General features: G+C 51.3%; 26 protein-coding genes. 20 read left to right on the top strand and 6 right to left on the bottom strand.

The features are described from left to right. The first annotated feature begins 107 nt into the window (after positions 1–107). Both amrA and amrS read left to right on the top strand, forming a co-directional pair. Positions 108–1493, top strand: a complete 1386-nt coding sequence (amrA, locus tag J5W02_RS05725; protein WP_219964717.1) for an AmmeMemoRadiSam system protein A — start codon at positions 108–110, stop codon at positions 1491–1493. Beyond that, positions 1490–2317 carry an AmmeMemoRadiSam system radical SAM enzyme gene (gene amrS, locus J5W02_RS05720; RefSeq protein WP_219964716.1) on the top strand — a complete coding sequence of 276 codons (828 nt, stop codon included), beginning with the start codon at positions 1490–1492 and terminating at the stop codon, positions 2315–2317. Before amrA ends, amrS begins: the two co-directional genes overlap by 4 nt. Before the next feature lie 12 nt (positions 2318–2329). Here amrS and J5W02_RS05715 read toward each other — a convergent pair whose 3' ends face one another. The 3 genes from J5W02_RS05715 to J5W02_RS05705 are packed head-to-tail and all read right to left on the bottom strand — an operon-like array spanning position 2330 to position 3382. Then, a complete protein-coding gene (locus J5W02_RS05715; protein WP_219964715.1) occupies positions 2330–2575 on the bottom strand; it encodes a zinc ribbon domain-containing protein in 246 nt (81 codons plus the stop codon). A gap of 4 nt (positions 2576–2579) precedes the next feature. After that, positions 2580–2780, bottom strand: coding sequence for a hypothetical protein (locus J5W02_RS05710; protein WP_219964714.1), 201 nt, complete (start codon positions 2778–2780; stop codon positions 2580–2582). A 2-nt stretch (positions 2781–2782) separates the two neighbouring features. Next, on the bottom strand, positions 2783–3382 hold the full coding sequence (locus J5W02_RS05705; RefSeq protein WP_219964713.1) for a TetR/AcrR family transcriptional regulator: 600 nt from the start codon (positions 3380–3382) through the stop codon (positions 2783–2785). Positions 3383–3639: 257 nt separating this feature from the next. Here J5W02_RS05705 and J5W02_RS05700 point away from each other — a divergent pair, with 257 nt between their 5' ends. After that, positions 3640–4545: a glycoside hydrolase family 25 protein gene (locus J5W02_RS05700; RefSeq protein WP_219964712.1), complete on the top strand. Its 906-nt coding sequence runs from the start codon at positions 3640–3642 to the stop codon at positions 4543–4545. A 13-nt stretch (positions 4546–4558) separates the two neighbouring features. Then, on the top strand, positions 4559–4993 hold the full coding sequence (locus tag J5W02_RS05695; protein WP_219964711.1) for a phage holin family protein: 435 nt from the start codon (positions 4559–4561) through the stop codon (positions 4991–4993). Positions 4994–5139: 146 nt separating this feature from the next. On the opposite strand, the gene J5W02_RS05690 is transcribed toward J5W02_RS05695, so the two are convergent. Next, on the bottom strand, positions 5140–5973 hold the full coding sequence (locus tag J5W02_RS05690; protein WP_219964710.1) for a tRNA lysidine(34) synthetase: 834 nt from the start codon (positions 5971–5973) through the stop codon (positions 5140–5142). Positions 5974–5982: 9 nt separating this feature from the next. Further along, positions 5983–7104, bottom strand: a complete 1122-nt coding sequence (locus J5W02_RS05685) for a cysteine desulfurase family protein (protein WP_219964709.1) — start codon at positions 7102–7104, stop codon at positions 5983–5985. Between the two features lie 385 nt (positions 7105–7489). On the opposite strand from J5W02_RS05685, the gene J5W02_RS05680 reads away from it, so the two are divergent. The 3 genes from J5W02_RS05680 (at position 7490) to J5W02_RS05670 (ending at position 10160) form a co-directional block, all read left to right on the top strand. After that, entirely contained in the window at positions 7490–8254 is a 765-nt protein-coding gene (locus J5W02_RS05680) for an ABC transporter ATP-binding protein (RefSeq protein ID WP_255575591.1), read from the top strand. Next, positions 8247–9053: an ABC transporter permease gene (locus tag J5W02_RS05675; protein WP_219964708.1), complete on the top strand. Its 807-nt coding sequence runs from the start codon at positions 8247–8249 to the stop codon at positions 9051–9053. The genes J5W02_RS05680 and J5W02_RS05675 overlap by 8 nt, the downstream gene beginning before the upstream one ends. Positions 9054–9140: 87 nt before the next feature. Then, positions 9141–10160 carry an ABC transporter substrate-binding protein gene (locus J5W02_RS05670; protein WP_219964707.1) on the top strand — a complete coding sequence of 340 codons (1020 nt, stop codon included), beginning with the start codon at positions 9141–9143 and terminating at the stop codon, positions 10158–10160. Positions 10161–10249: 89 nt separating this feature from the next. Here the strand turns inward: J5W02_RS05670 and J5W02_RS05665 are convergent, their stop codons facing one another. Next, entirely contained in the window at positions 10250–11296 is a 1047-nt protein-coding gene (locus J5W02_RS05665) for a PocR ligand-binding domain-containing protein (RefSeq protein ID WP_219964706.1), read from the bottom strand. A gap of 293 nt (positions 11297–11589) precedes the next feature. Here J5W02_RS05665 and fucO point away from each other — a divergent pair, with 293 nt between their 5' ends. The 13 genes from fucO to J5W02_RS05595 all read left to right on the top strand — a co-directional run bounded on the left by fucO (position 11590) and on the right by J5W02_RS05595 (position 24055). Next, complete coding sequence (gene fucO / locus J5W02_RS05660) at positions 11590–12741, top strand: lactaldehyde reductase (protein ID WP_219964705.1); 1152 nt, start codon at positions 11590–11592, stop codon at positions 12739–12741. 202 nt (positions 12742–12943) lie between these two features. After that, positions 12944–13324 (top strand): BMC domain-containing protein, encoded by a 381-nt coding sequence (locus tag J5W02_RS05655; RefSeq protein ID WP_330659693.1) that lies wholly within the window; start codon positions 12944–12946, stop codon positions 13322–13324. Between the two features lie 6 nt (positions 13325–13330). Then, a complete protein-coding gene (locus J5W02_RS05650) occupies positions 13331–13813 on the top strand; it encodes a EutP/PduV family microcompartment system protein (RefSeq protein WP_219964704.1) in 483 nt (160 codons plus the stop codon). A 29-nt stretch (positions 13814–13842) separates the two neighbouring features. Further along, the gene (locus J5W02_RS05645) at positions 13843–14430 is read left to right on the top strand and encodes a DJ-1/PfpI family protein (protein WP_219964703.1); all 588 of its coding nucleotides are present in this window, start codon (positions 13843–13845) and stop codon (positions 14428–14430) included. A gap of 252 nt (positions 14431–14682) precedes the next feature. Next, positions 14683–17223 carry a glycyl radical protein gene (locus J5W02_RS05640; RefSeq protein WP_219964702.1) on the top strand — a complete coding sequence of 847 codons (2541 nt, stop codon included), beginning with the start codon at positions 14683–14685 and terminating at the stop codon, positions 17221–17223. Between the two features lie 52 nt (positions 17224–17275). After that, a complete protein-coding gene (locus J5W02_RS05635) occupies positions 17276–18196 on the top strand; it encodes a glycyl-radical enzyme activating protein (RefSeq protein WP_407928359.1) in 921 nt (306 codons plus the stop codon). A 27-nt stretch (positions 18197–18223) separates the two neighbouring features. Next, a complete protein-coding gene (pduB, locus tag J5W02_RS05630; protein WP_219964700.1) occupies positions 18224–19015 on the top strand; it encodes a propanediol utilization microcompartment protein PduB in 792 nt (263 codons plus the stop codon). 32 nt (positions 19016–19047) lie between these two features. After that, complete coding sequence (locus tag J5W02_RS05625; protein ID WP_219964699.1) at positions 19048–19329, top strand: BMC domain-containing protein; 282 nt, start codon at positions 19048–19050, stop codon at positions 19327–19329. A 147-nt stretch (positions 19330–19476) separates the two neighbouring features. Beyond that, positions 19477–20229, top strand: a complete 753-nt coding sequence (locus J5W02_RS05620) for a hypothetical protein (protein ID WP_219964698.1) — start codon at positions 19477–19479, stop codon at positions 20227–20229. 81 nt (positions 20230–20310) lie between these two features. Further along, positions 20311–21195: a BMC domain-containing protein gene (locus tag J5W02_RS14700; protein WP_255575590.1), complete on the top strand. Its 885-nt coding sequence runs from the start codon at positions 20311–20313 to the stop codon at positions 21193–21195. Positions 21196–21231: 36 nt separating this feature from the next. Continuing rightward, positions 21232–21483, top strand: coding sequence for a EutN/CcmL family microcompartment protein (locus J5W02_RS05605; RefSeq protein ID WP_255575589.1), 252 nt, complete (start codon positions 21232–21234; stop codon positions 21481–21483). A 70-nt stretch (positions 21484–21553) separates the two neighbouring features. Beyond that, entirely contained in the window at positions 21554–22924 is a 1371-nt protein-coding gene (locus J5W02_RS05600; RefSeq protein WP_255575588.1) for an aldehyde dehydrogenase family protein, read from the top strand. A 15-nt stretch (positions 22925–22939) separates the two neighbouring features. Further along, positions 22940–24055 carry a 1-propanol dehydrogenase PduQ gene (locus J5W02_RS05595; RefSeq protein ID WP_255575587.1) on the top strand — a complete coding sequence of 372 codons (1116 nt, stop codon included), beginning with the start codon at positions 22940–22942 and terminating at the stop codon, positions 24053–24055. The last annotated feature ends 71 nt before the right edge of the window (positions 24056–24126 follow it).

The following is a 24126-nucleotide window of genomic DNA, read 5'->3' as shown; positions in this document are numbered from 1 at the left end:
TGCGATTTTTTATTGTTCAGAGAGATATTACAAAGCAAACGGCAGATGCTATTGTAAACGCGGCTCTGCTTTAAAATAGCTTTATAAATTGGAAAGGGGGATTTCCTATGTCGATTGTAGGTGCGTTTATTATGCCGCATCCTCCGATTATTCTTCCGGAAATAGGGAAGGGGGAGGAACGGGAAATTCAGAGGACGACGGATGCCTGCCGGGAAGTTGCGGGCAGAATTGCGGCGCTGAAGCCGGACACGGTGGTGGTGACTTCTCCGCATTCCGTCCTGTATGCGGATTATTTCCATATTTCTCCCGGCGAGAGCGCTCACGGGGATTTTGGCCGTTTTGGCGCGCCGGAGGTTACCGTGGATGTCCGGTATGACAGCGAATTTGTACGAGAGCTGACCGACGCGGCCGGAAAAGCGGGGCTGGCCGCCGGAACCTTTGGAGAGCGGGAAAAATCTCTTGACCACGGGACGATGATCCCGCTCCGCTTTTTAAACGAATTTTATACCGATTATCAGCTGGTTCGCATCGGACTTTCCGGGCTGTCTGTGCTTGACCATTACCGGCTGGGAAAGTGCGTTGCGCAAACGGCGGAAGCTTTGGGACGAAGGGTTGTTTTCCTCGCAAGCGGCGATCTTTCACACCGGCTCAAAGAGGACGGGCCTTACGGCTTTGCAAAAGAGGGCCCCAAATTTGACAGTCAGGTGACCGACGCAATGGCAAAAGGAGATTTCCTGCGCTTTCTGACCTTTCGCCCGGATTTCTGTGACGCGGCGGCGGAGTGCGGGCTGCGCTCCTTTATCATCATGGCGGGCGCGCTGGATGGAAAAGCCGTGCAGCCGGAGCTGCTTTCCTATGAGGGGCCATTTGGGGTCGGGTACGGAGTCTGTGCTTTTCAGATTACCGGTAACGACGAAAACCGGCGCTTTGACGCGATCTATGAAGCCGAAGAAAAAAGGCGGCTGAACCGGATTCAGTCGCAGGAGGACGAGTATGTCAAACTGGCGCGTCTGTCGCTGGAAACCTATGTCCGTACCGGGGAGAGGGTAAAGCTTCCGGCCGGGCTGCCGGAGGAAATGCTGCGCCGCCGGGCGGGTGCTTTCGTATCCCTGAAAAAGAACGGGGAGCTTCGGGGGTGCATCGGCACCATCGGGCCGATAACGGATTGCGTTGCGAAGGAAATCGTAAGGAACGCGGTCAGCGCCGGTACGGAGGACCCGCGTTTTGCTCCCGTTACGGAACAGGAGCTTTCGTCTTTGGTTTACAGTGTGGATGTGCTGGATAAGCCGGAACCGATTGACACAATCGAAGAACTGGATGTCCGGCGCTACGGCGTCATTGTCACCGGGGGGCATAAACGCGGACTGCTTCTGCCGAATCTGGAAGGGGTCGATACTCCGGAGCAACAGGTTGCTATTGCCATGCAAAAAGCAGGGCTCCGCAAAGGGGAACCCTGCTCTCTGGAACGGTTTGAGGTGGTGCGCCACAAATGAAGACCGTATGTGAACTCTGCCCCCATCACTGTGCTCTGGAAGAGGGACAGACCGGACTTTGCCGCGCGCGCAGAAACAGCGGCGGCAAAGTGGTTTGTGCCAACTATGGAAAAGTGACAAGCCTTGCGCTCGACCCCATTGAAAAGAAACCGCTGCGCCAGTTCTGTCCGGGCGGGAAAATTCTGTCCGTGGGCAGCTACGGCTGCAATCTGCGCTGCCCGTTCTGCCAGAACAGCTCCATTTCCATGGCGGACGGGGAACACGCCCAAAGCATTTCCGTTACACCCGAAGCGCTGGCCGAAAAAGCGGCGGAGCTGGTGCCGCAGGGGAACCTCGGCCTTGCTTATACCTACAACGAGCCGCTTGTCGGGTATGAGTTTGTCCGGGACTGCGCCGCCCTCATCCGGGCGCGCGGACTGAAAAATGTCGTGGTGACAAACGGCTGCATCTGTGAAGAACCGCTCAAAGACCTGCTCCCGCTGATCGACGCGGTGAACATGGACCTGAAAGGGTTTACCGAGCGTTTTTACCGGATGGTTGGCGGCGACCTGAAAACGGTCATGCGCGCGATTGAGCTGTCGGCAAAAAGCTGCCACACGGAAGTGACCACCTTGGTGATTCCCGGGGAAAATGACAGCGAGGACGAAATGGACGCGCTCTCCGGTTGGCTTGCTTCGGTGGACGCGGAAATCCCGCTGCACATTTCCCGGTTTTTTCCCTGCTTTCAAATGACCGACCGCGCACCGACCGCAGTAGAAACCGTTTACCGGCTGGCGGAAATCGCCCGCAGACATTTGAAGTATGTGTATGAGGGAAACTGCTGACCGGAAGTTTTGTTAAAGGGTCTGCTCTTTCCACGCGGGCAGCCTTGCCAGCGTCCTGACCGCCAGTTCCCGGGCGGCTTGTTCATCAATTCCCTGCGTGCGGATTAGGAACCACACGGTACCCTCCAGCTTTTCCGGGTAGGACTGCATGGAACCGTCCGGTCTGGCACAGTAAATACAGTAATCCTTGCTTTCGTCCTCCATGGGATAATCGGACGGCTTTGTCATGGGCATTCCGCAGGCAATACACGTTTTCATATGATTAGCTCCTTTTATAAATATCAACATTCAGCTTGCTGAGTTCCTGCTTTCCAAGCTCGGTCAGGGAAAAGACGGTCGCTTTGTCACCGTCCCGTTCAAACCACCCCAGCTCCAGCAGCCGCGCAAAAAGCCGGTTGCCCAGGGTGCCGCCAAGGTGGCCGTAGCAGGATTTTGCTTTCAGCAGTTCGGGGGAACGGTTCATTTTTATTCAGCTCCTTTTGATGCCAGCAGTTTCAGATAATTGTCAATCAGCGTTTCCCCGTATCTTTCAATGACTTTCCCGCCCGGGGCAAACAGGTCTGTGTTTGCAAGATAGTGGTGAACAAGCCCCAGCCACATATTGAACAGCAGAGAAGTGGGGATCGGAATGATTTTTCCGGCCTCCGTTTCCCGCTGAACCGCCCGGCTGAAATGCAGGGAGATCACGGATTGCAGCGTGACCCATGCGTCCCGCGCCGGGGGCGGAAGCTGGCGGTTTTCCGTCACAAGCGCCGTATAAAACGGCTCGTATTCCTGAATGCCGTTTAAGTGGGCGCAGAGCACCTCCCGCAGGGTCTTGCCGGAATCCGCAAGCTCGTGTGTGCGCTGTGCGATTTTACCGACATACACTTCAATTACTTCCGCCATCAGAGCGTCCAGCGACGGGAAGTGAACGAAGACCGTGCCGTGAGAGACGCCTGCGGCCCCCGCAATATCGGAAATTCTGGTGCTGAGAAAACCGCGCTCGGAAAACAGTTTAAATGCTGTTTTGATTAAGAGTTCTTTTGTCTGCTCTTTTTGCAACTGACGGGATGTTTTTTTCATTTGAATGACTCCATAATCAGTGAATTTACAGTCATTATATAACTGTGCATAACTTTTGTCAAGAAAAATCTTTATTTAGAAAGCCCTGCGCTCTGCCGCGGCTGAAAAGCCCGCCCGGAGCGCTTTTTGATTGGCAGAAACGGCGGGGAAGCATTATTTTGCTGCAATAAAAAATTTTCAATCATTAGCCTGAACAGCGCCATTTTATCCTGAATATTACTGTCATATAAGAGTAGTTTGAATGGAGGACAGCAAGGATGAAAGGAATCGATGTCAGCAAGCACAACGGCACCATTGACTGGGGCAGGGTGGCGGCTTCCGGGATTGAGTTTGCGATGATCCGGGCGGGATACGGCAATTTAATCAGCCAGAAGGACCCCAAATTTGAAGAAAATGTCCGGGGTGCGCTCTCCCACAGCGTGCATGCCGGCGCGTACTGGTTCAGCTACGCCGTGTCCGTTGCAGACGCGCAGGCAGAGGCGGAGATCTGCAAAAAAGTGCTCGCCCCCTACAAGGGAAAACTGGATTTTCCAATTATGTTTGATTATGAATACGAATCTATCCGGTATGCCAACGAAAACGGGGTCAGCCCGGACAATGCGCAGGTTGACGGAATGATTCGGGCGTTTCTGGAACGGATGAAGGCGGACGGATGGTATGTCGGCGTGTATACCAACAATGATTTTATCAGAACCGGCAGGGTCAGCGCGGCTACTGTGAAAGCTTACGACGTATGGCTTGCCGACTACAGCGGCGAACCGGATTATCCCTGTGCCATTCGCCAGACCAGCTCAACGGGGAGGGTACCGGGAATCGGCGGCAGCGTGGATCTGGATGAATCCTTCAAGGATTACCCGACCGTAATTCCAGGCGGCGGTTATAACGGTTACCCAAAACCGGTCAGCACGATTGTGGCGATTGATACCACTATGGATATTTCCTATGCGCACGGAACGTACTATCTTGTAAAAACCACGTCGGCCCAGCCGGTCACCGTTACCGCCGGGACGGGAGGCGTGGCAACGATTGTGCCGTTCCCCCGCACCGGAAACGACCAGCTTTTCGCAGTGGTTGCCGTGGGGCAGCCCGGTCAGGAAACCGGTATCTACACGGCGGCGCCGGGGGAAAAACCCCTTCGCCGCTTTAAGTTTAAAATTCAGTAGGAGGAGAAAAGGAATGGAAAAATGCAAAAGAGCTGTGATTGCGGTTTTCACCGTGCTTTCCGCATGGCTGGGGGTGCTGGCTGTTCCGGTGCTGCTGCTTGCGGCGGTCAACGTGATTGACTACGGAACCGGGCTGACCGCGGCAAAATTCCGCGGTCAGAAGATCAGCAGCTATAAAAGCTTTCGCGGCATCGCAAAAAAAATCTGCATGTGGCTTCTGGTAGCGGTGGGCGCCGTTTTGGACAGTCTGCTCGCCTACGCCGCCCGGCAGGCCGGAACGGAGCTGCACTTCGGCTGTGTGGTGGCGTCCCTCGCCGCGGTGTGGCTGATCTGCAACGAAATCATCAGTATTTTGGAAAACGTAGCGGATATCGGTGTGGCGCTGCCGCCGTTTCTAATGAAAATAGCGGGCAGCTTAAAATCACAGGTGGAAAGTAAAATCGATTAAAATATTTTATAGCAGAACAGGCGCAGGCCCCGCAGTTCAAAACTGCCGGAAGCCCGCGCCTGTTTTTTTGTATTTAATATTGTTTCAGCTTTATTTCTTCTAAGTATGCGGATGGGTTTACCATCACTGGCCGGCAAAGCGGAAACTCAGCCTTCGCTGTCGTACTCGTCCAGAAAACTGTGCTGTTCACCGCCCTTGCGGTAACCGATGACCGTTTCCAGATTGACGTTGTGAATGCTGTGGAAAATATTCTGATCGATGTTCGGGCTGGTCTTTCGGAATTTTTTAACCAGCTCTTTCATCTCCTGCCGTTTGGAGGCTCCGCCGTTGTCGCCCAGCACACAGTTTTCCGTGAACCGGCAGGCGCACTGGATAAACTGAAGGTCGTTGTATCGCCGCCACGCGAGGATGTCCGCTTCCTTCACCATATACAGCGGGCGGATCAGCTCCATTCCCGCAAAATTGGTGCTGTGCAGCTTGGGCATCATGGTTTTGATTTCCGCGCCGTACAGCATGCTCATCAGGATGGTTTCGATGACGTCGTCAAAATGGTGACCCAGCGCGATTTTATTGCAGCCCAGATCCTGCGCCTGCTTATACAGGTGCCCTCTGCGCATTTTGGCACACAGATAGCAGGGCGACTGCTCTGTTTTTGCCACAATGTCAAAGATTTTCGTTTCAAAGATTTTAATCGGAATATGAAGCGCTTCCGCGTTGTCGACAATCCGCTGGCGATTCACCTGATTGTAGCCCGGGTCCATGACCAGATACTCCGCCTCGAACGGGAAGTCGCTGTACTTCTGCAGGTGCTGAACACATTTCGCCATCAGCATGGAGTCTTTGCCACCGGAGATGCACACCGCGATTCGGTCACCCGGCTGAATCAGCCGGTAGTCCTTAATGGCCGCGATAAACGGAATCCAGATTTCCCTGCGGTATTTTTTGATGATACTGGTTTCCACCTGTTGATATTTTTCCATATTGTCCCTCTATTTTACAAATTGCCGGTAACATTCGTCAAAAGCTTTCAAAAAAATCCCGATTTCTTCCTGCGTGGTCAGGTGGCTCAGGCTGATGCGCAGGGTCGAGAGCGCCGCGCGCCGGTCTTTTGTCAGCGCGTAGACCGGGCGGGAAGGAGTGTTTGCCGCACAGCAGGCCGATTTGGTGGAAAGGCAGATGCCCCGCCCGGCCAGCTCTGACTGGAACTGTTCCGCTTTCGCTCCCGCAATGCTGATATTCAGGATGTAGGGAACGGACTCAGCGGTGCTGTTGATACGGACTTTGGGGTATTTTTTCAGCGCGTCCCGCAGTATCCGGTTCATGGCCGACACGATTTCGCAGCGTTCCTCCCTGTTTTTCTCCGCCGACTCCAGCGCCTGTGCCGTGGAAGCAATCAGGCCCAGCGCGGGCGTTCCGCTGCGAAACGGGGTAGTGCTTGTCCCGCCGTGAATTTGCGGCTCCAGCAGAACGTTTTCTTTTTTTATCAGGACGCCGCAGCCGTTCAGCCCGTAAAATTTGTGGGGCGCAAACGTAACAAGATCCGCTCCGCTTATTTCCAGGGGAATTTTGCCCACGGCCTGGGTGGCGTCCACATGGAACAAGCAGTGCGGATACTCAGCCAGCAATTCCGCAATGCGGCCGATCTGCTGGCGGATTCCGATTTCACTGTCCACATAGCATACGGAAACCAGAATGGTGTCGTCCCGCATAAGCTCTTTTAAATGCTCCAAATCCACAAGACCGTTTTCCTGAATGTCGACATATTCAATTTCAAAGCCGCGTTCCTGCAGGGCCGCCATTGCTCCGTTCACCGAAGAATGCTCCAGCCATGTGGTGATAATGTGCTTTCCGTATTTCTGATACTGCCCGGCGGCGCCTTTGATGGCGAGGTTGTTGGATTCGCTGGCGCCGGAGGTGTAAATGATTTCCTCCGGTTTTACATGCAGAATATCGGCAATCTGCTCCGTTGCCGCGTCCAGCCGTTCCTTTGCCGCCAGACCCAGCGGATGGGGTGAATTCGGGTTTGCAATATAATCCCGCGACACTGCACAGAACGTCTGCAAAGCTTCTTCACAGACAGGGGTGTTGGCCGCGTAATCAAGATAAATCATGATCGTCCTCTCTACTGTCAGACTGAAGCGGCGCAAACGCAAATTGTTTCACAATTTGCTTACCGTGTTGACTGCGCCTGCGTTGCGCGATTTCCCGTCATCTGACAAGTTTTACGCTTTCACGTTACTATCTCTCTATAGTAACACGGATTTCATTTTTTTCAACCGGATATTTGTCCTGCTCTTTCGACAGAAAACCTTTTTTTTCGATACGATTTTTTCTCGGAGTATTAAAAATGCGGGAGCATTTCCGTACTTTATGATGACCCGACAGCAGATATATTTTCACAAATCTCTCTATTTTACATATTTTATACCAAAGGCGAATTATTTAAGAGGTATACCGTCCTTTGAAAACAATGAACGGAAAGATGAGGTGATACCGTTGGACGTACTCCGAGTTCAGAATATAGAAGCAACCTATCAGGCGGAAAACGGAGAAATATCTGCTCTGGATAAAATTAGTTTTGTGGTGGGAAAAGGAGAATTTGTCAGCATTGTCGGGCCAAGCGGCTGCGGAAAGTCTACCTTGCTTTCAATTATTGCCGGTCTTTTAAAACCGACTGCCGGCGAAGTGTTTGTAAACGGAGAAAAAATCGTGGGGACTTCTCCTCACATCGGGTATATGCTTCAGCGTGACAATCTGCTGGACTGGCGCACGATTTACAAAAACGTGTTGTTCGGACTTGAAGTAAGGAAAATGCTGTCCCCGGAAAATCAGGAACGGGCGGTTCAGCTTTTAAAAACCTACGGGCTCTATGAGTTTCGTGATAAATATCCGGCGCAGCTGTCGGGAGGAATGCGGCAAAGAGTGGCTCTCATCCGCACTTTGGCGATCAATCCCGATATTTTATTGCTGGATGAAGCTTTTTCCGCGCTGGATTATCAGACCCGGCTGACTGTAACCGACGACGTCTACCGGATTTTAAAGAAAGAAAACATTACCACCGTCATGGTGACGCACGATATCCCCGAAAGTATCAGTATGGGTGACAAAATCATGGTTCTGAGCGCACGCCCCGCCCGGGTGAAGGAGATCCTTGCAGTCGACTTTGAGGATGAAAACAGAACGCCCCTGACCTGCAGGAACAGCCCCAAATTCAGAACGTATTTCGATCATATATGGAAAGAGCTGTCAGCGGATGAATAAGCCAACACTTTCTCAAGAACGTACAAAATACCTGGAAAAAAAGAAACACAGGAAGCAAATGATCCGATTCTGCCAAATTGCCGTTCTGGCTATTTTTATTGCCCAGTGGGAGATAACCGCAAGGCTGGGTCTGATCGACAGCTTTATATTAAGTCAGCCGTCCCGCATCTGGCAGACCTTTCTGAACATGGCGCAGAACGATCTGTTTATGCATATGGGCGTAACGGTCTATGAAACGCTGGTGGGATTTTTGCTGGGAGTGGTTCTGGGTACGCTTTTCGCCATTGCCCTCTGGTGGAGCAGCTTTGCTTCCAAAGTGAGCGAACCGTATCTGGTGGTGCTGAACAGTCTGCCGAAAATTGCGCTCGGCCCCGTTATCATTGTCATTGTCGGCGCGGGCACGCAGGCCATCATTTTCATGGCGCTGGCCATTTCGTTGATTGTTACCGTACTGGAGATGCTCAACGGGTTCCGCCATACCGACAATGAATATATCCGGATGGCCGCGACTTTCGGTGCGAACAAAAGGCAGATCTTTACGAAAATCGTATTTCCCTACAATATTTCCACTCTGTTCAATTCCCTCAAAATCAATATTGGTCTTTCGCTGGTCGGCGTCATTGCCGGAGAATTCCTTGTGTCAAAAGCCGGACTGGGTTATCTGATTGTCTACGGCGGCCAGGTTTTCAAGTTGGATCTGGTGATGGCCAGCGTGATTATTCTCTCTGTTGTTGCGGCGGTGATGTATGAGGCGGTGGCGCTTCTGGAGAAGCTGGTTCTGAAGTGGTACGGCCATTAAAAAGGATACCGTAATCTGGTATGAAACAGATTATTCGATAAGAAAGGGAAATTTTCCCGCATACCGTTTAAGAAAGGGGCTAAGAGTATGAAAAAAATGTTAAAATGGTCCGCGGTTGCCGTCTGTCTTGCAGTCATGCTGGCGGCTGTTGCAGGATGCGGAAAAGCTGCGACGGAAAATAAGCAGAAGGTAAAAGTAAGAGTGTGCGAAGTCACGCACTCCGTTTTCTATGCACCGCAGTACGCGGCAGTCAACCTGGGCTTTTTCGCGGAGGAAGGAATCGATCTGGAGATTGCTACCGCGGAGGGGACCGATAAGGTAATGTCGACAATCCTGTCCAACAACGCCGACATTGGGCTTGCCGGGCCGGAGGCTTCCATCTATGTTTACAACGAGGGGAAGACCGACAGCGCGCAAATCTTTGCGCTGGTAACCCAGCGCGACGGTTCTTTCCTGCTCGGACGGCAGCCGGATCCGAACTTTACATGGGATAAAATCCGCAACAAAGTAGTGCTCCCCGGCCGAAAGGGCGGCGTGCCATACATGACGCTGCAGTACGTTATCCGCAAAAACGGGCTGGACCCGAAGAAGGACACCAAACTGGACGACAGCATCCAATATGCGCTGATGGGCCCGGCTTTCATCAACGGCACGGGCGACTATGTGACCATGTTTGAGCCGGCTGCTTCCCAGATTGTAGCACAGGGAAAAGGATACATCGTAGCTTCCATCGGCAAGGAAAGCGGAGAGATTCCCTACACCGCCTACTGTGCCAAGAAGAGCTATATTGAAAAGAATGCCGACCTTATCGCCCGCTTTACCAGAGCTGTTTACAAGGGGCAGAAATGGGTCTATTCGCACACCCCGGAAGAAATCGCGAAAGCAATGGCGCCCTCCTTCCCGGACACGGATGTCAAGCTGCTTACCACGGTCGCACAGCACTATAAGGAAATTGAGGCTTGGAGCCCCAATCCGATTTTAAAGCCGGAGGAATTCTCTCTTCTGCAGGAGGTTATGACTCAGGCCGGCGAGCTGAAGCAAAGCGTTCCGTACGACAAGCTGATTAACACCTCGTTTGCCGAGCAGGCAATCAAAGACGTAAAATAAAGGCGATTTCTACGGAAAGGGCCGTTTCAGCGTAAAGCTGAAACGGCCCTTGAATTTTTGGGCAGTACCCTGATTGAAAATTAATCGGTTTATTTTAACGATTTCATCAGCCCATTCAGCTGATCCGCCAGATAAACGGATTCCTGAATGGCGGCGGCTACTTCTTCCATTGCGCTGGACTGTTCCTCTGTGGTATGCAGCGTAATTTGAGAATGGTTTACCGTTTCTTTAATCGACCCCTTGATCTTGTCAGTCAGCTGCATAATATAATTGGCTGTTTTTGACGAGCTTTCGGAAAGGGTTTGAATTTCTCTGGCAACTACTTCAAATCCTCTGCCGGCTTCACCGACACGGGCGGATTCGATGGAGGCATTAAAGCCTAGGATCTTTGTATAGGATGCAATTTCAGTTATGGATTTCAGTACGCCGTTAATTTCTTCCGTCAACTGTTCAACCTGTGCGATTTCGTCATTCAGATCGTGCTGCTGTACCGTAATGCTTTGTGCCGAGGTAGCCAGTTCCTCCAAAGTAGATGAAATTTCAATAAACTTGTTCGCCAGACGTTTGGCCAGAACCTCCAGTTCAATTCTGGCATATCCGTTTTCAGCCAGCGTGTTGACTACAATAAACAAAACCTCAGCCGCGGCGCTGATATTCTTCATATTGGTAATGTTCACTTTATTTGCGGCATCGACAAGCCCGGTTTCACTGGCGTCGATTTCTCTGGCGGTTCTGCGGAAATCTTCCTCCTTTGGCTTTTCCGTCAGGAGCTGACCTCCAAGTACGGTTCCGATCAATTCATGATTAATAATAACCGGGGCGGCAAAATCGATCAGTCCGGCGTGGCATTGTCCTACAAAAGGTCTGCCTGTCCGCGCGGCCTCTTCGCCCATGCGGTTATGAGAAATCGCGCATCTTTCATCGCCGATTTTTGACTTATGTACAAATCCATCGCAAAATCTGGTGTAGGAACTCGGTTTTGTAATCGGTATCCCGTTTCTGTCAACCGTTACACTGGCGCAATTCATCCCAACGGCAAAGCTATCCTGAAATTTTTGCAGCAGGGACATGTCCACAATGTCGACGATTTCAATTGCTTTCATATTGACATTGCCATCTTCCAAAAAACTAATCATGAATTTACCCCTTCGCTTTTTATTCATAATATATCGTATAGCGGGTGTGACTTAATTGCAAATATTAAATTAATACGATAATTTATTTGATGATGCTATACAAAAAACATAGAAAAATTCCCGTCGGGAGTATTTAAATTTACCTGCATTTTTTTGCCGGTATCGTTATAATATTGGACAGGAATATTGAGGAGAACCCCGAGGAAAAAATCACAGCCGTATGACCATTACGGACAGGCGGCCGAAAAGCTGTCGGGCCGTTTCGATGGAATATTAAATTTGGAGGGAATGTTATGTCTTATCGTACCGTCTTGAATGAAACGTCCTATTTTGGCCCGGGCGCCATTGCGGAGCTGTCTTCAGAGGTCAAGAAGCGCGGTTTGAAGAAAGTGATGCTTGTCACCGACAAGGATCTCATCAAGTTCAAGGTCGCCACCCGGGTGATGAAGGTGCTGGATGACGCCTCCATTTCTTATGAAGTGTTCGACAAAATCAAAGCGAATCCCACCATACAGAATGTGCAGGACGGCGTAAAGGCCTGCAAGAAGATGAAAGCGGACTGCCTGATTGCCGTGGGCGGCGGCAGCGCCATCGACACCAGCAAGGCCATTGCCGTGATTATGACAAATCCGGAGCATGCGGATGTCCGCAGCCTGGAAGGGGCCGTACAGACCGCAAAGAAATGCCTTCCGATTCTGGCAGTTTCCACCACCTCCGGTACCGCCGCTGAGGTAACGATTAACTATGTCATCACCGACGAAGAAAAGCACCGCAAATTCGTGTGCGTTGACCCTCACGACATTCCTGTGGTCGCCGTTATTGACCCGGAAATGTCCGCCTCCATGCCGAAGGGACTGTGCGCCGCAACCGGAATGGACGCGCTGACCCACGCAATTGAAGGATACATCACCAAGGGCGCGTGGGAGCTGACGGACATGCTGCACCTGAAAGCGATTGAGATTATTTCCCGTGCCCTGCGCAGCTCTGTCGCCGGCGATCCGCAGGGACGCAGTGAGATGGCTCTGGGTCAGTATGTGGCGGGCATGGGCTTTTCCAATGTGGGCCTTGGCATTGTGCACTCCATGGCGCATCCGCTCAGCGCGCTGTACGACACGCCCCACGGCGTGGCTTGCGCGACCATTTTGCCCACCGTACTGGAGTACAACGCGGAATCCACCGGTGAAAAATACCGTGAAATCGCGCGTGCCATGGGCGTGCAGGGTGTGGACGACATGACGCAAGAGGAGTATCGCCGGGCAGCAATCGACGCGGTCAAGCAGCTCTCCAGAGACGTCGAAATTCCGCAGAAGGTTTCCTTGGTGGGGGTAAAGGAAGAAGACATCCCGTTCCTTGCCGAGTCCGCCATGGCGGACGCCTGCACGGGCGGGAACCCGAAAGACCCCACCGTGGAGGATGTGATCGCCCTTTACAAATCCATGATGTAGGCGCTTTATCACGTTAAAGGAAATACAGTCCGGTTAAACCGGATGACAGCGCGGCCGGGATATCCGGCCGCGCTGATTTATCGTTCGCACCTTTCAAATTTACTGCGAATTGGTTTGTATTGTGTTATGGGTACATTCTGCATCATGATACTATATATTTAGAAATCACGGACAGCATTTATATTGCAAGGAAGGTCTTTTTGTGAAATTAGAGGATTTGGAGCAGTCGGGCGAAAAATTAATGAGAATTATTCAGGAGACGGTGCCGGGCAAACAGGTGACGATGGCGCATGTGATTGCCAGCCCCAACACGGTCATTTATCAGAAGCTCGGCCTGGACCCTAAAATCGATTATGCCAAGGCGGCAATCGGAATTCTGACAATGACTCCAAGCGAAACATCCATTATCGCAGCCGACATTGCACTGAAAAAGTCGGGGATAGATATTGGTTTTATTGACCGGTTCAGCGGCACGCTGATTATTACCGGAAAAATATCGGATGTAACGACCGCTCTGGAGGCCGTCTTGAATTATGCGGAAAATGTGATGGGATTTACCGTGTGCAACCTGACGAAAGCGTAGGCGCGTATGAAAAAAATTATGTTGGTTGGCAGAACCGGAAGCGGAAAAACAACTCTGACGCAGGCGCTGAGGGGTGAAAAAATTCAGTATCACAAAACGCAGTATGTTAACCATTACGATGTCATTATTGATACGCCCGGCGAGTACGCGGAAAACAGAACGCTGGCGAGAGCGCTGGTGCTTTACGGCTATGAGGCGGATGTCGTGGGCTTGTTACTGAACGCAACGGAGAAATATTCCCTTTACAGTCCCAATTTTGTAGCCGCCGCAACCAGAGAAGTAATTGGAATTGTTACGCAGATCGATGTAAAGGGCGCAAGGACGGATTTGGCGGAAAACTGGCTGAAGCTTGCGGGGTGCAAGACAATCTTTTATGTCAATTCCATAACGGGGGAAGGCGTTCCGGATATTTTAAATCATCTGCGAGAACCGGGCGACATCTTACCGTGGGAAGAGAAAGGTCTTAATTTTGCAGAAAACAGGTCTTGATTTTACCTGAGTGTCGGGAGGAGAAAAATATGGACAAAAGGCGGAAAAAAATACTGATACTGGCCGGGGACTTTACAGAGGACTACGAGGTGATGGTTCCCTATCAGACTCTGGGCGTCTTTGGGCTTCAGGCAGACGTGGCGTGCCCGGGCAAAAAGGCCGGAGAATCCATTAAAACAGCCATCCATGACTTTGAGGGCGACCAGACCTACACGGAAAAGCCGGGGCACCGTTTTCTGCTCAACGCCACCTTTGCCGGGCTGCGGATTGAGGAATACGCCGGACTTTATCTGACGGGCGGGCGCTCCCCGGAGTATCTGCGGCTGAATGATGAGGTCCTCGACATCATCCGGTACTTTATGAAGCTGAGCAGGCCGGTGGCGGCCATCTGCCACGGGGTTCAGCTGCTGACCGCGGCGGATGTGGTGCGGGGAAGGCGGCTTACAGCGTACCCGTCGGTCAAGCCAGAAGTGGAAATGGCGGGGGGCATTTATATTGATACGGAAGCGGATGAATCGGTTGCGGACGGAAATCTGGTGACCTCTCCCGCGTGGCCGGGCAATACGGCGATTTTGAGGGATTTTGTCGGTTTGCTGGGAATTTCAGTTTCATTTTGAATGTCAAATTTTTACGGAAAAGAAATTTTTCCGTAAAAATAACAGATCAGGTTAAGCGTTAAAAAGATTTCAATTTTATCTATCTTCCATAAAATATACTTTTGTTGAAAAATTTTTTAGTTTTAATTTTACATTCTTTGGGTTTGGAAAGTGTTGCGCGGTCAAGCTGACGCAGGTATATAATCAAAGCTAAGAAATCGGACTTGGGTGTTCAAAATTCGTCGATCAAATTTTTTTAAGGAGGTATTTAAAGTGATAGAAAAAGGATTTTCCAAACCAACGGCAAGGGTTGAAAAACTAAAAAGAATGATTTTGGATGCAACCCCTTATGTTGAGTCGGAGAGAGCGGTTCTGGTTACAGAGTCTTATAAGGAAACAGAAGGCCTGCCGCCGATTATGAGACGCGCCAAAGCGGATGAGAAGATTTTCAACAATCTTCCGGTAACCATCCGTGACGACGAGCTGATTGTCGGCGCCATCACCAAGCACCCCCGCTCAACGGAAATCTGCCCGGAGTTTTCCTATGACTGGGTTGAGAAGGAATTCGACACCATGGCGACCAGAATGGCGGATCCGTTCGTCATCCCTAAGGAAACCGCAAAAGAGCTGCACGAGGCGTTTAAGTACTGGCCGGGGAAGACAACCAGCGAGCTTGCTTCTTCCTATATGTCCCCGGAAACAAAGGACTGTCAGGCAGCCGGCGTGTTTACCGTAGGAAATTACTTCTACGGCGGCGTGGGCCATGTCTGTGTGGACTATGGCAAGATCCTGGAAAAAGGCTTCCGCGGAGTCATTGCGGAAGTAGTCGATGCCATGATGAAGATGGATCTTTCGGATCCTTCCTACATAAAAAAGCAGCAGTTCTACAATGCTCTGATTATCACTTATAATGCGGCGATCAATTTTGCCCACCGGTATGCGGACGAAGCAAGACGGTTGGCCGCTTCGGAAACGAACGCCACCAGAAAGGCAGAACTTCTGCAGATTGCCGTTAACTGCGACAGAGTGCCGGAAAACGGCGCGCGCAATTTCTATGAGGCCTGCCAGTCCTTCTGGTTCATCCAGAGCATGATGCAGATCGAGTCCAGCGGGCACTCCATTTCTCCCGGCCGCTTCGACCAGTATATGTATCCGTATCTTGCCGCGGACAAAAACATTTCCAAAGAATTCGCGCAGGAACTGGTTGACTGCATCTGGATTAAACTCAACGACGTCAACAAGACCCGCGACGAGGTTTCCGCTCAGGCGTTTGCCGGCTACGCGGTGTTCCAGAACATCGGCGCGGGCGGCCAGACACCGGACGGGCTGGATGCCACCAATGAAGTTTCGTACATGATGATGGACGCGTGCGCCCATACCAAGCTGCCGGCGCCTTCCTTCTCCATCCGCGTGTGGCAGGGAACCCCGGACGAATTCCTCTACAGGGCGTGCGAGCTTGCCCGCATCGGACTGGGCGTGCCTGCAATGTACAACGACGAAGTCATTATCCCTGCTCTTGAAAACAGGGGCGTTTCCCTTGAAGACGCCCGTGAGTATTGCATTATCGGCTGTGTGGAGCCGCAGTGCCCGCACAAGACCGAAGGCTGGCACGACGCCGCGTTCTTCAATGTTGCCAAGGTTCTCGACATCACCATCCACGGCGGCAAGGTCGGCGACAAACAGCTTGGCCCGGTTGTTCCGGATATGTGTGAGTGGAAATCCATTGATGAATTCTACGATGCGTTTAAGAAAGAAATGGCTTACTTCGTGCAGCATCTGGCGGAAGCCGACAACTGCGTCGATCTGGCCCATGCGGAAAGGTGCCCGCTCCCGTTCCAGTCGGCTATGGTTGACGACTGCATCAAGCGCGGCAAGTCCGTACAGGAAGGCGGAGCCATTTACAACTTCACCGGCCCGCAGGCATTTGGTATTGCCGATTCCGGCGACTCCATCTATGCGATGGATAAACATGTGTTTAAGGATAAAGACATTACGATTGCCCAGCTGAAGGAAGCTCTGGATGCGAACTACGGCCGTCCGGTCGGAGCCAAAACCGGCGCAGAAGACCCCTGCAGCAGCACAGCGGATGCTCTTACGGAGCAGAAGATCTATGAGGCCGTCAAGAAGGTCCTCGGCAATTCCTGCAATATCGATATGTCCGATCTGCAGAAGATGTGCGGCGTAAAAGATACCTGCGCTTCCTGCAGCGGCGACTATGAGAATATTTACAGACTGATGGACAACACGGAGTGCTTCGGCAACGATATTGACGAGGTCGACATGGTTTCCCGCAAGATCGCCCGGATCTACTGCGAAGAAGTCCAGAAATATACCAATCCGCGCGGCGGCCAGTTCCAGGCGGGCGTTTACCCGGTGTCGGCCAACGTACTGTTCGGTAAAGACGTCGGCGCGCTGCCGGACGGCAGATTGGCAAAGCTGCCTCTGGCGGACGGTGTTTCCCCAAGACAGGGCAAGGATGTAAAGGGTCCGACAGCGGCATTGAACTCTGTTGCTAAACTGGATCATTTCCTTGCATCCAACGGAACGCTGCTCAACCAGAAATTCCTGCCCTCCGCACTTGCAGGGGATACGGGACTGCAGAACTTCGCGTCTGTTGTCAGAAGCTATTTCGACCACAAAGGCATGCATGTACAGTTCAATGTCGTTGACAGAGAGACTTTGCTGGCTGCCCAGAAAGATCCTGACAAGTACAAGGATCTGGTGGTTCGTGTTGCCGGATACAGCGCACAGTTTGTAGTACTGGCAAAAGAAGTGCAGGATGATATCATCAGCCGTACAGAGCAGACATTCTGATGGTGATGAGATTGCTCCATGCGCTGATGAAATGTAACTAAGGGAGTTGTAGGTGGTGGATTCAATCAATTATAGCGCATCGGGACTCGTCTTCGACATACAGAGGTTTTCCGTACATGATGGTCCTGGTATTCGCACGATCGTATTTTTAAAAGGATGTCCTTTGTCATGCAAATGGTGCTGTAATCCTGAATCCCAAAAGTTAAAACCGGTGATTACTTATCAAAAAATGCGTTGTATTCACTGTGGAAAATGCATGAAGGCCTGCAAACAGGGGGCAATCAATCCAAACAACAAAGGCTTTATCAACAGAGATCTTTGTATTGGATGCGGTGAATGCGCCAATGTCTGTCCCACGGGTGCGCTGGTGCTGAAAGGCAGCGGAATGACCGTACAGCAGGTGATGCTGGAGCTGAGAAAGGACGCGACAACCTACAGGCGTTCCGGCGGCGGAATTACTATTTCAGGAGGGGAACCCCTGGTGCAGTCCGATTTTACACTCGAACTGCTCAGGGCCTCCAAAGAACAGGGATGGAACACGGCGATCGAAACGACTGCCTACGCGGACGAACAAGCGATTGAAAAGGTGCTTCCCTATGTGGATTTGGCTTTGATGGATATCAAATCTATGAATCCTGAAGTACATAAAAAATACACGGGGGTAAGCAACGAACTCATTCTGAAAAACGCCGTCAGGGTATCCCAAATCACTAAGACAGTGATCCGGGTGCCCACCATTCCCGGAGTAAACGCCACGGAAGAGGATATTCTCGCGATCAGCAGGTTTGCAAAAACTTTGCACAATATCAAAACAATCCATTTACTTCCGTATCACACCTACGGTGAAAACAAATACGAACTTTTGGGCAGGGACTATCTGATGAAGGACGTTAAGACACTGACTCCTGAAAAAATACAGGCACTCAAAACTGTGGTTGAAGAGCAGGGCTTCGAATGTATTATCGGTGGTTAAAAAATTTAATGAAATGGAGGATAGGCAATGGACCAGCAATTAATCAATAAGGTTGTGCAGCAGGTTGCCGATGAACTGAAAATAAAACCTGAGGAAAAAGCAGCGGAAGCCGGTACACAGCTTTGCAATTCACTGGGAGTAACAGAATTTGTGGGAACCTCCGTCGGTGATACCATTGGTTTGGTCATCGCCAGCGTTGACCCAATGCTTGTTGATGTCATGAAACTCGGTAAATACCGTTCCATCGGGATTATCGGCGGCAGAACGGGGGCAGGCCCCCAGATTATGGCGGTTGATGACGCAGTCAAAGCAACCAATACGGAAGTTATTTCCATTGAACTGCCCAGAGATACCAAAGGCGGCGCCGGTCACGGAGATTTGATCTATATCGGCGCGGAGGATGTTTCGGACGCAAGGAGGGCGGTAGAAATCGCTCTTGCCAGCCTCCCGAAATATTTCGGCGATGTTTACGGCAGCGAAGCCGGACATCTGGAATTTCAATATTCCGCAAGAGCCAGCCAGTGCCTTGAAAAGGCGTTTGGTTCTCCTCTCGGCAAAGCGTTCGGCATGACATGCGCGGGCCCTGCCGCAATCGGCACGGTTCTAGCGGATGTGGCCGTTAAGGCGGCAAATGTTGACGTGGTCTGCTACAGCTCTCCCGGTAACGGCGGAACCAGCTTCTCAAACGAGGTGATCCTGATCTTTACAGGCGATTCCGGCGCCGTACGACAGGCTGTCAGAGCGGCCAGAGCGGTCGGCCTGAAACTGCTTGGCGCGTTGGGATCCGAACCGAAATCAACCACTCATCCATATATTTAATAACTTGATACTACAATGAAGGAGGTTTACACATGAACTCTGATGCACTGGGTATGATCGAAACACACGGACTCGTACCTGCAATTGAAGCCGCCGATGCTATGGTCAAGGCCGCCAATGTCAATTTGGTAGGCTACGAAAAGATCGGTTCCGGACTGGTAACGGTGATGGTACGCGGAGACGTTGGAGCCGTTAAGGCCGCAACGGACGCCGGGGCAGCTTCCGCCAAAATGGTCGGCGAAGTCGTCTCCATCCACGTCATTCCCCGTCCTCATTCGGACACTGAAAAGATTATTCCTCATATGGACAAATAATCACCACTCAATTCTTCTTCCACACAGGACTGTGTAGGGCGTTAATGGTACGGAAGAGTCAGGGAATGCCCTTTCCTGATTTCTTCCTATCATGACCGCCTTTTCACTGTCAGTACAAAAGGCTTTGCAAGATAAAGGAGGGGTACCGTGGAAATCAGTGAAAATGACCTGTATCAGATTGTGCTGAAAGTGATACAGAAAATGCAGAATGGAAAGATGCTTTCCAATTTCCCTGTACCCGAACAGAAATTATATGTCATCCTTTCGGAAGGATGGAATGAGGAATACCGATCTTTCTTCAATACTTTGAAAGATCAGCGCAAATACTGTGTGACTACGGTGATTCCCCCTTCTATGGCAAATGACTATCATCAGAAAAAACTCAGAGAATGGGAAGGCTGCGGAACCGTTTTGCGGCAGGATCAAACCGACTTGGCGCAGCTGCCGGACGGAACGACCGTTTTTCCGGCTGCTTCCAGAGAGCTGATTGTAAAAACCGCGCTGTGCATTGGCGATACCTTTGAGACAAAATGGGTGCAGCGGTGTATGGCGAACGGTCAGAAAATCATTCTTTTAAAATCTGGGCTGGAACCGCTTACGGGGAGAGAACCGGCGGCGTATGCTGCCAGAATCAAGGCATATTACAGGATAATTGCTCAGTATGGAATTGAAATCAAGGAAACTGTTTTTGAAGAAGAAACGGCTCCCGAAAACCTGAAACACGCAATGTCCCGTCCTGCGCCGGACAAACGCGCATACGGCGGGCATCAAGTAATTACGGAAGGCGATCTTGACAAGTTTGTGCAGGAGGGGCGGATTCTGCTGGCTCAGGGGGATTTGCTGACCGCTCTGGCCAAGGAAAAAGCGTCCTGTCTGGGCATTGAAATTATTAGACAATAATTGAAAAAGAAAAAAGCGGTAACCAAATTATTTTTGCTTACATTTATATATTATCAAAAGAAAAAGAAGTAAGGTGACAAAATGAAAAACGCATTGGGGCTGATCGAAATACAGGGGCTGGCAACGGCCGTTCTGGTTGCGGACACCATGGTGAAAACAGCAAATGTGACGATTAACCAGATTGAGAAAACAAGGGGACACGGCTGGATCACCGTGAAAATCACGGGTGATGTTGCAGCCGTTAACGCCGCCGTCACCGCAGGCAAGCAAGTCGGCGAGACTTTTCATCACTATATTTCGTCCAAAGTCATTCCCAGACCCGCGGACAGCGTTGAAGATTTCTTTTGTCAGACTGTAAAAAACGAGGATGGAAACACTCCGCCGGATTCGCCCGAATCCTCCGCGCCAAATACGCCGGAACCCGAGCCGGAGCCTGAGCCGGAAGTTTCTGCAGCGCCGGAAATTCCGGAACCCGAGCTGGAGGCCTCTGCTTTGCCGGAAGTTCTTGAAGATTTACCGGAAGAGCCCGTGCAAAAGCCCGAAGCGGTACCGCAGCCGGAGGAAACCATACCGCCGGAGCCGGCAACAGCTCCGCCCGTTGAAGAAGTAATTTTACCGGAACCGGAAGCGATTCCGACGGTGGAGGAACCTTCCGTGCCGGAGCCACAGATGATTCAGCCGGAGCCTGCCGCAGAACCGGAAGCTGCTTTGAAACCCGCGCCGGAAGAGCCAGAGCCGCAGAATCTGCCCGAAGTACCCACCGTGAACGAGTCGGCCGTTTCCCAGCTGGAAATGATCCTGCCGGAAACGAAGCCGGAAACAAAAGCAAAGCCCTCCGGCAAAACAAGATCGGGAAAATCTGCATCTGCAAAAAGCACCGCTTCCAAAAACACGGTGGTGAAAGAAAAAGGGACAGCCAAACGGCAGACCGGAAATACAAGAGGCCAAAAGAAAAATAATCCTTAGAACTAAGGTCAGGAAAGGATTGTGATTACTATTTATATGGCAAAAGTAGTGGGCAATGTTGTGGCGACGCGCAAGGAAGAGTCTCTGGTCGGCTTTAAGCTGATGATTATCCAGAAAATTGATTCGCAGAAGCGCAACATCGGCTCCGAAGAGGTTGCCGCCGATTATGTGGGGGCGGGAATCGGGGAGTATGTCCTGGTTTGCTCCGGGTCGGCCGTTCGTGTTCAAAAGCATAATGTGTCCATTGACATGGCCATTGTGGGCATTATTGATACAATGGACGTTTAGAGACTGACAGCGTCACGTCCTGAATTTACGCAATTGAATGCCTGAGGGATTGGGCGAAGGAGAGGTTAAGATGAATACTGCACAAATTGGAGAGTTGGTTAAGAAATACTTAACCTACAGCGGTACGGTGAGAAGCGGGGTTTTTTGCTCGGTAAACGATGCCGTCGCGGTTGCGCAGGGAGCCTACATCCAGTATTCCAAGTTGACCCTGAATGAACGTCAGGAAGTAATTGAAGCAATCAAGAAAGAGCTTCTGCCAATGGTCAACGTAATTGCCAAAATGGCGGCGGAAGAAACCGGCATGGGCAATGTTGAGGATAAAATCGAAAAACTTTTGCTTGCCATCCGGAAAACGCCGGGCGTGGAGGATTTGATTACCGAGGTAAAGACAGGCGACAGCGGCATGACGCTTTACGAACTGTCTTCTTACGGCGTGGTCTGTGCCGTGCATCCCTGCACGAACCCGTGCGCCACACTCATCAATAACACCATCAGTCTGCTTGCGGCGGGCAATGCCGTCGTGCATGTCCCGCACCCAAGGGCGATTCAGGTTTCCCAGTTTGTGACGGAAATGATTAGCGTCGCCATTCGGGACACCTGTGGGATCGATAATCTGGTGGTAACCCTAGGGGATACCTCCATGGCGGTGACCCGTGAGCTGATGACGCACCCCGATATTTCCATGGTGGTTACCACGGGGGGGAACGGCGTGCTGAGAGAAGCGCTTGCCAGCGGTAAAAAGGTGATTGGAGCGGGGCCGGGGAATCCAACCGCCATTGTGGATGAAACGGCCGATCTGAAGCAGGCGGCAAGGGATATTGTTCAGGGGGCATCTTTTGACAACAACGTCATGTGCATTTCAGAAAAAAGCATTGTCGTTGTTGCGGCAGCCGCAGAGGAACTGATTGAAGAGCTTAAGAAAAACGGCGTTTATTATATTCACAATGAGGAAGAAATGCTGAAATTGACCTCTGTGACCGTAACGCAGGATATGGGGATCAACAAAGCTCTGGAAGGCAAGAGCGCCACTGAAATATTGAAGGCGGCGGGAATTTCTTGCAGCGAACCCGTCCGGCTGATCGTGGTCGATACCATTAAGCAGCACCCGTTTGTCACACTGGAAATGCTGATGCCGGTTGTCCCTCTGGTCAGGGCGGCCGATTTTGACGAAGCGCTGGAAACCGCTTTTGAAATTGAACAGGGCTTCCGTCACACCGCGACCATTCATTCTCAGTCGATTGAGCGGCTGAACCGGGCGGCTAAAAAGATGCAAACCTCCGTGTTTGTGAAAAACGGCTCCTCTTTGGCCGGAATCGGCTATAACGGGGAAGGCGACACCAGCTTTACCATTGCAACCGTTACCGGGGAGGGTACCACAACCGCAAGGCATTTCGCAAGAAGGAGAAGATGTACGCTGATGGACGCGTTTTCCATTCGTTAGAAAGCGGGGATGAAATTGGATCGGATTTATTTAAGGACCAAGATTTTTTATGGAGAAAACTCGCTGGAGCGCCTTTCGTCCATTCTTGGAAAAAGAATCTGGATTATCTGCGACCGGTTTCTGATTGAAAACGGGAGCATCCGGAAAGTGCTGGAAGTCATCGACAACAGCAATGAGGTAAAGCTTTTCAACGGTGTTTTGCCCGACACGCCCCTGACGGTCATTGGGAAAGGGGTGGCGATTCTCAAGCAGTTCCGCCCGGAAGTCATCATCGCCTTCGGGGGAGGCTCCGCCATTGACACCGCAAAGGGAATCCTTTATTTTGCGCGGGAGATGAAAGCCGACGCCGGTATCCCGCTGATTGCGATTCCCACCACAAGCGGAACAGGTTCCGAGGTAACGGCGGCGACGGTAGTGGTGGATCACGAAACAAAGAAAAAGCATATCTTTTTTGACGACAGTATCTATCCGGACGAAGCGATTCTGGACGCGAAGCTGACGCTTTCGCTTCCGCCGGAAATCACGGCGAACACCGGTATGGATGTTTTAACCCATGCAATGGAAGCCTATGTGGCAAAGGGTGCCAGCGTCTACACGGACGCCCTGGCCGAAAAAGCGGTGGAACTGATTATGAAGTCGCTCCTGCAGTGTTACCGCCACGGTGACGATGGGCAGGCGAGAGAGCAGATGCTGCTGGCTTCCAGCCTTGCGGGAATCGCGTTCAGCATTGCGGGCCTTGGCATGAGCCACAGTGTTGCGCATCAGGTAGGGGGAACGTTCCACATTGCGCATGGACTTGCAAACGCGGTTCTGCTCAATGAAGTGGTTTTATTCAACAGTCGGGACAGCGAGGTTAGAGCCAAATATGCGCAGATGGCTTACCGGACGGGAATGGTGGAAAGAAGCGTTGACCCCGGGTTCGCCGTGGACGTTCTTCTCACTTGTATCATGTCTTTGAAAAAGATGATGAATATGCCGCTGACCCTCGCGGAGTGCGGCGTATCCAAAGAGGATTTTGACAAGAATGTCCGTTATGTGGCACAAAACGCAGTAAAGGACGGCTGTACGCCTATGAATCCCATAAAAATAACCGAACAGGATGTCGAATTATTATTAAAAAAGTTGTACTAAAAATCCCCAAAGTCAAAGAATATATTATATAATATGAACTGGTAGTATATTCTTGATTTAGGAGGTTGATT

The organism is Caproiciproducens faecalis (assembly GCF_019448085.1).
GTDB lineage: Bacteria > Bacillota > Clostridia > Oscillospirales > Acutalibacteraceae > Caproiciproducens > Caproiciproducens faecalis.
This window is presented reverse-complemented; position numbering and strand designations above follow the sequence as displayed.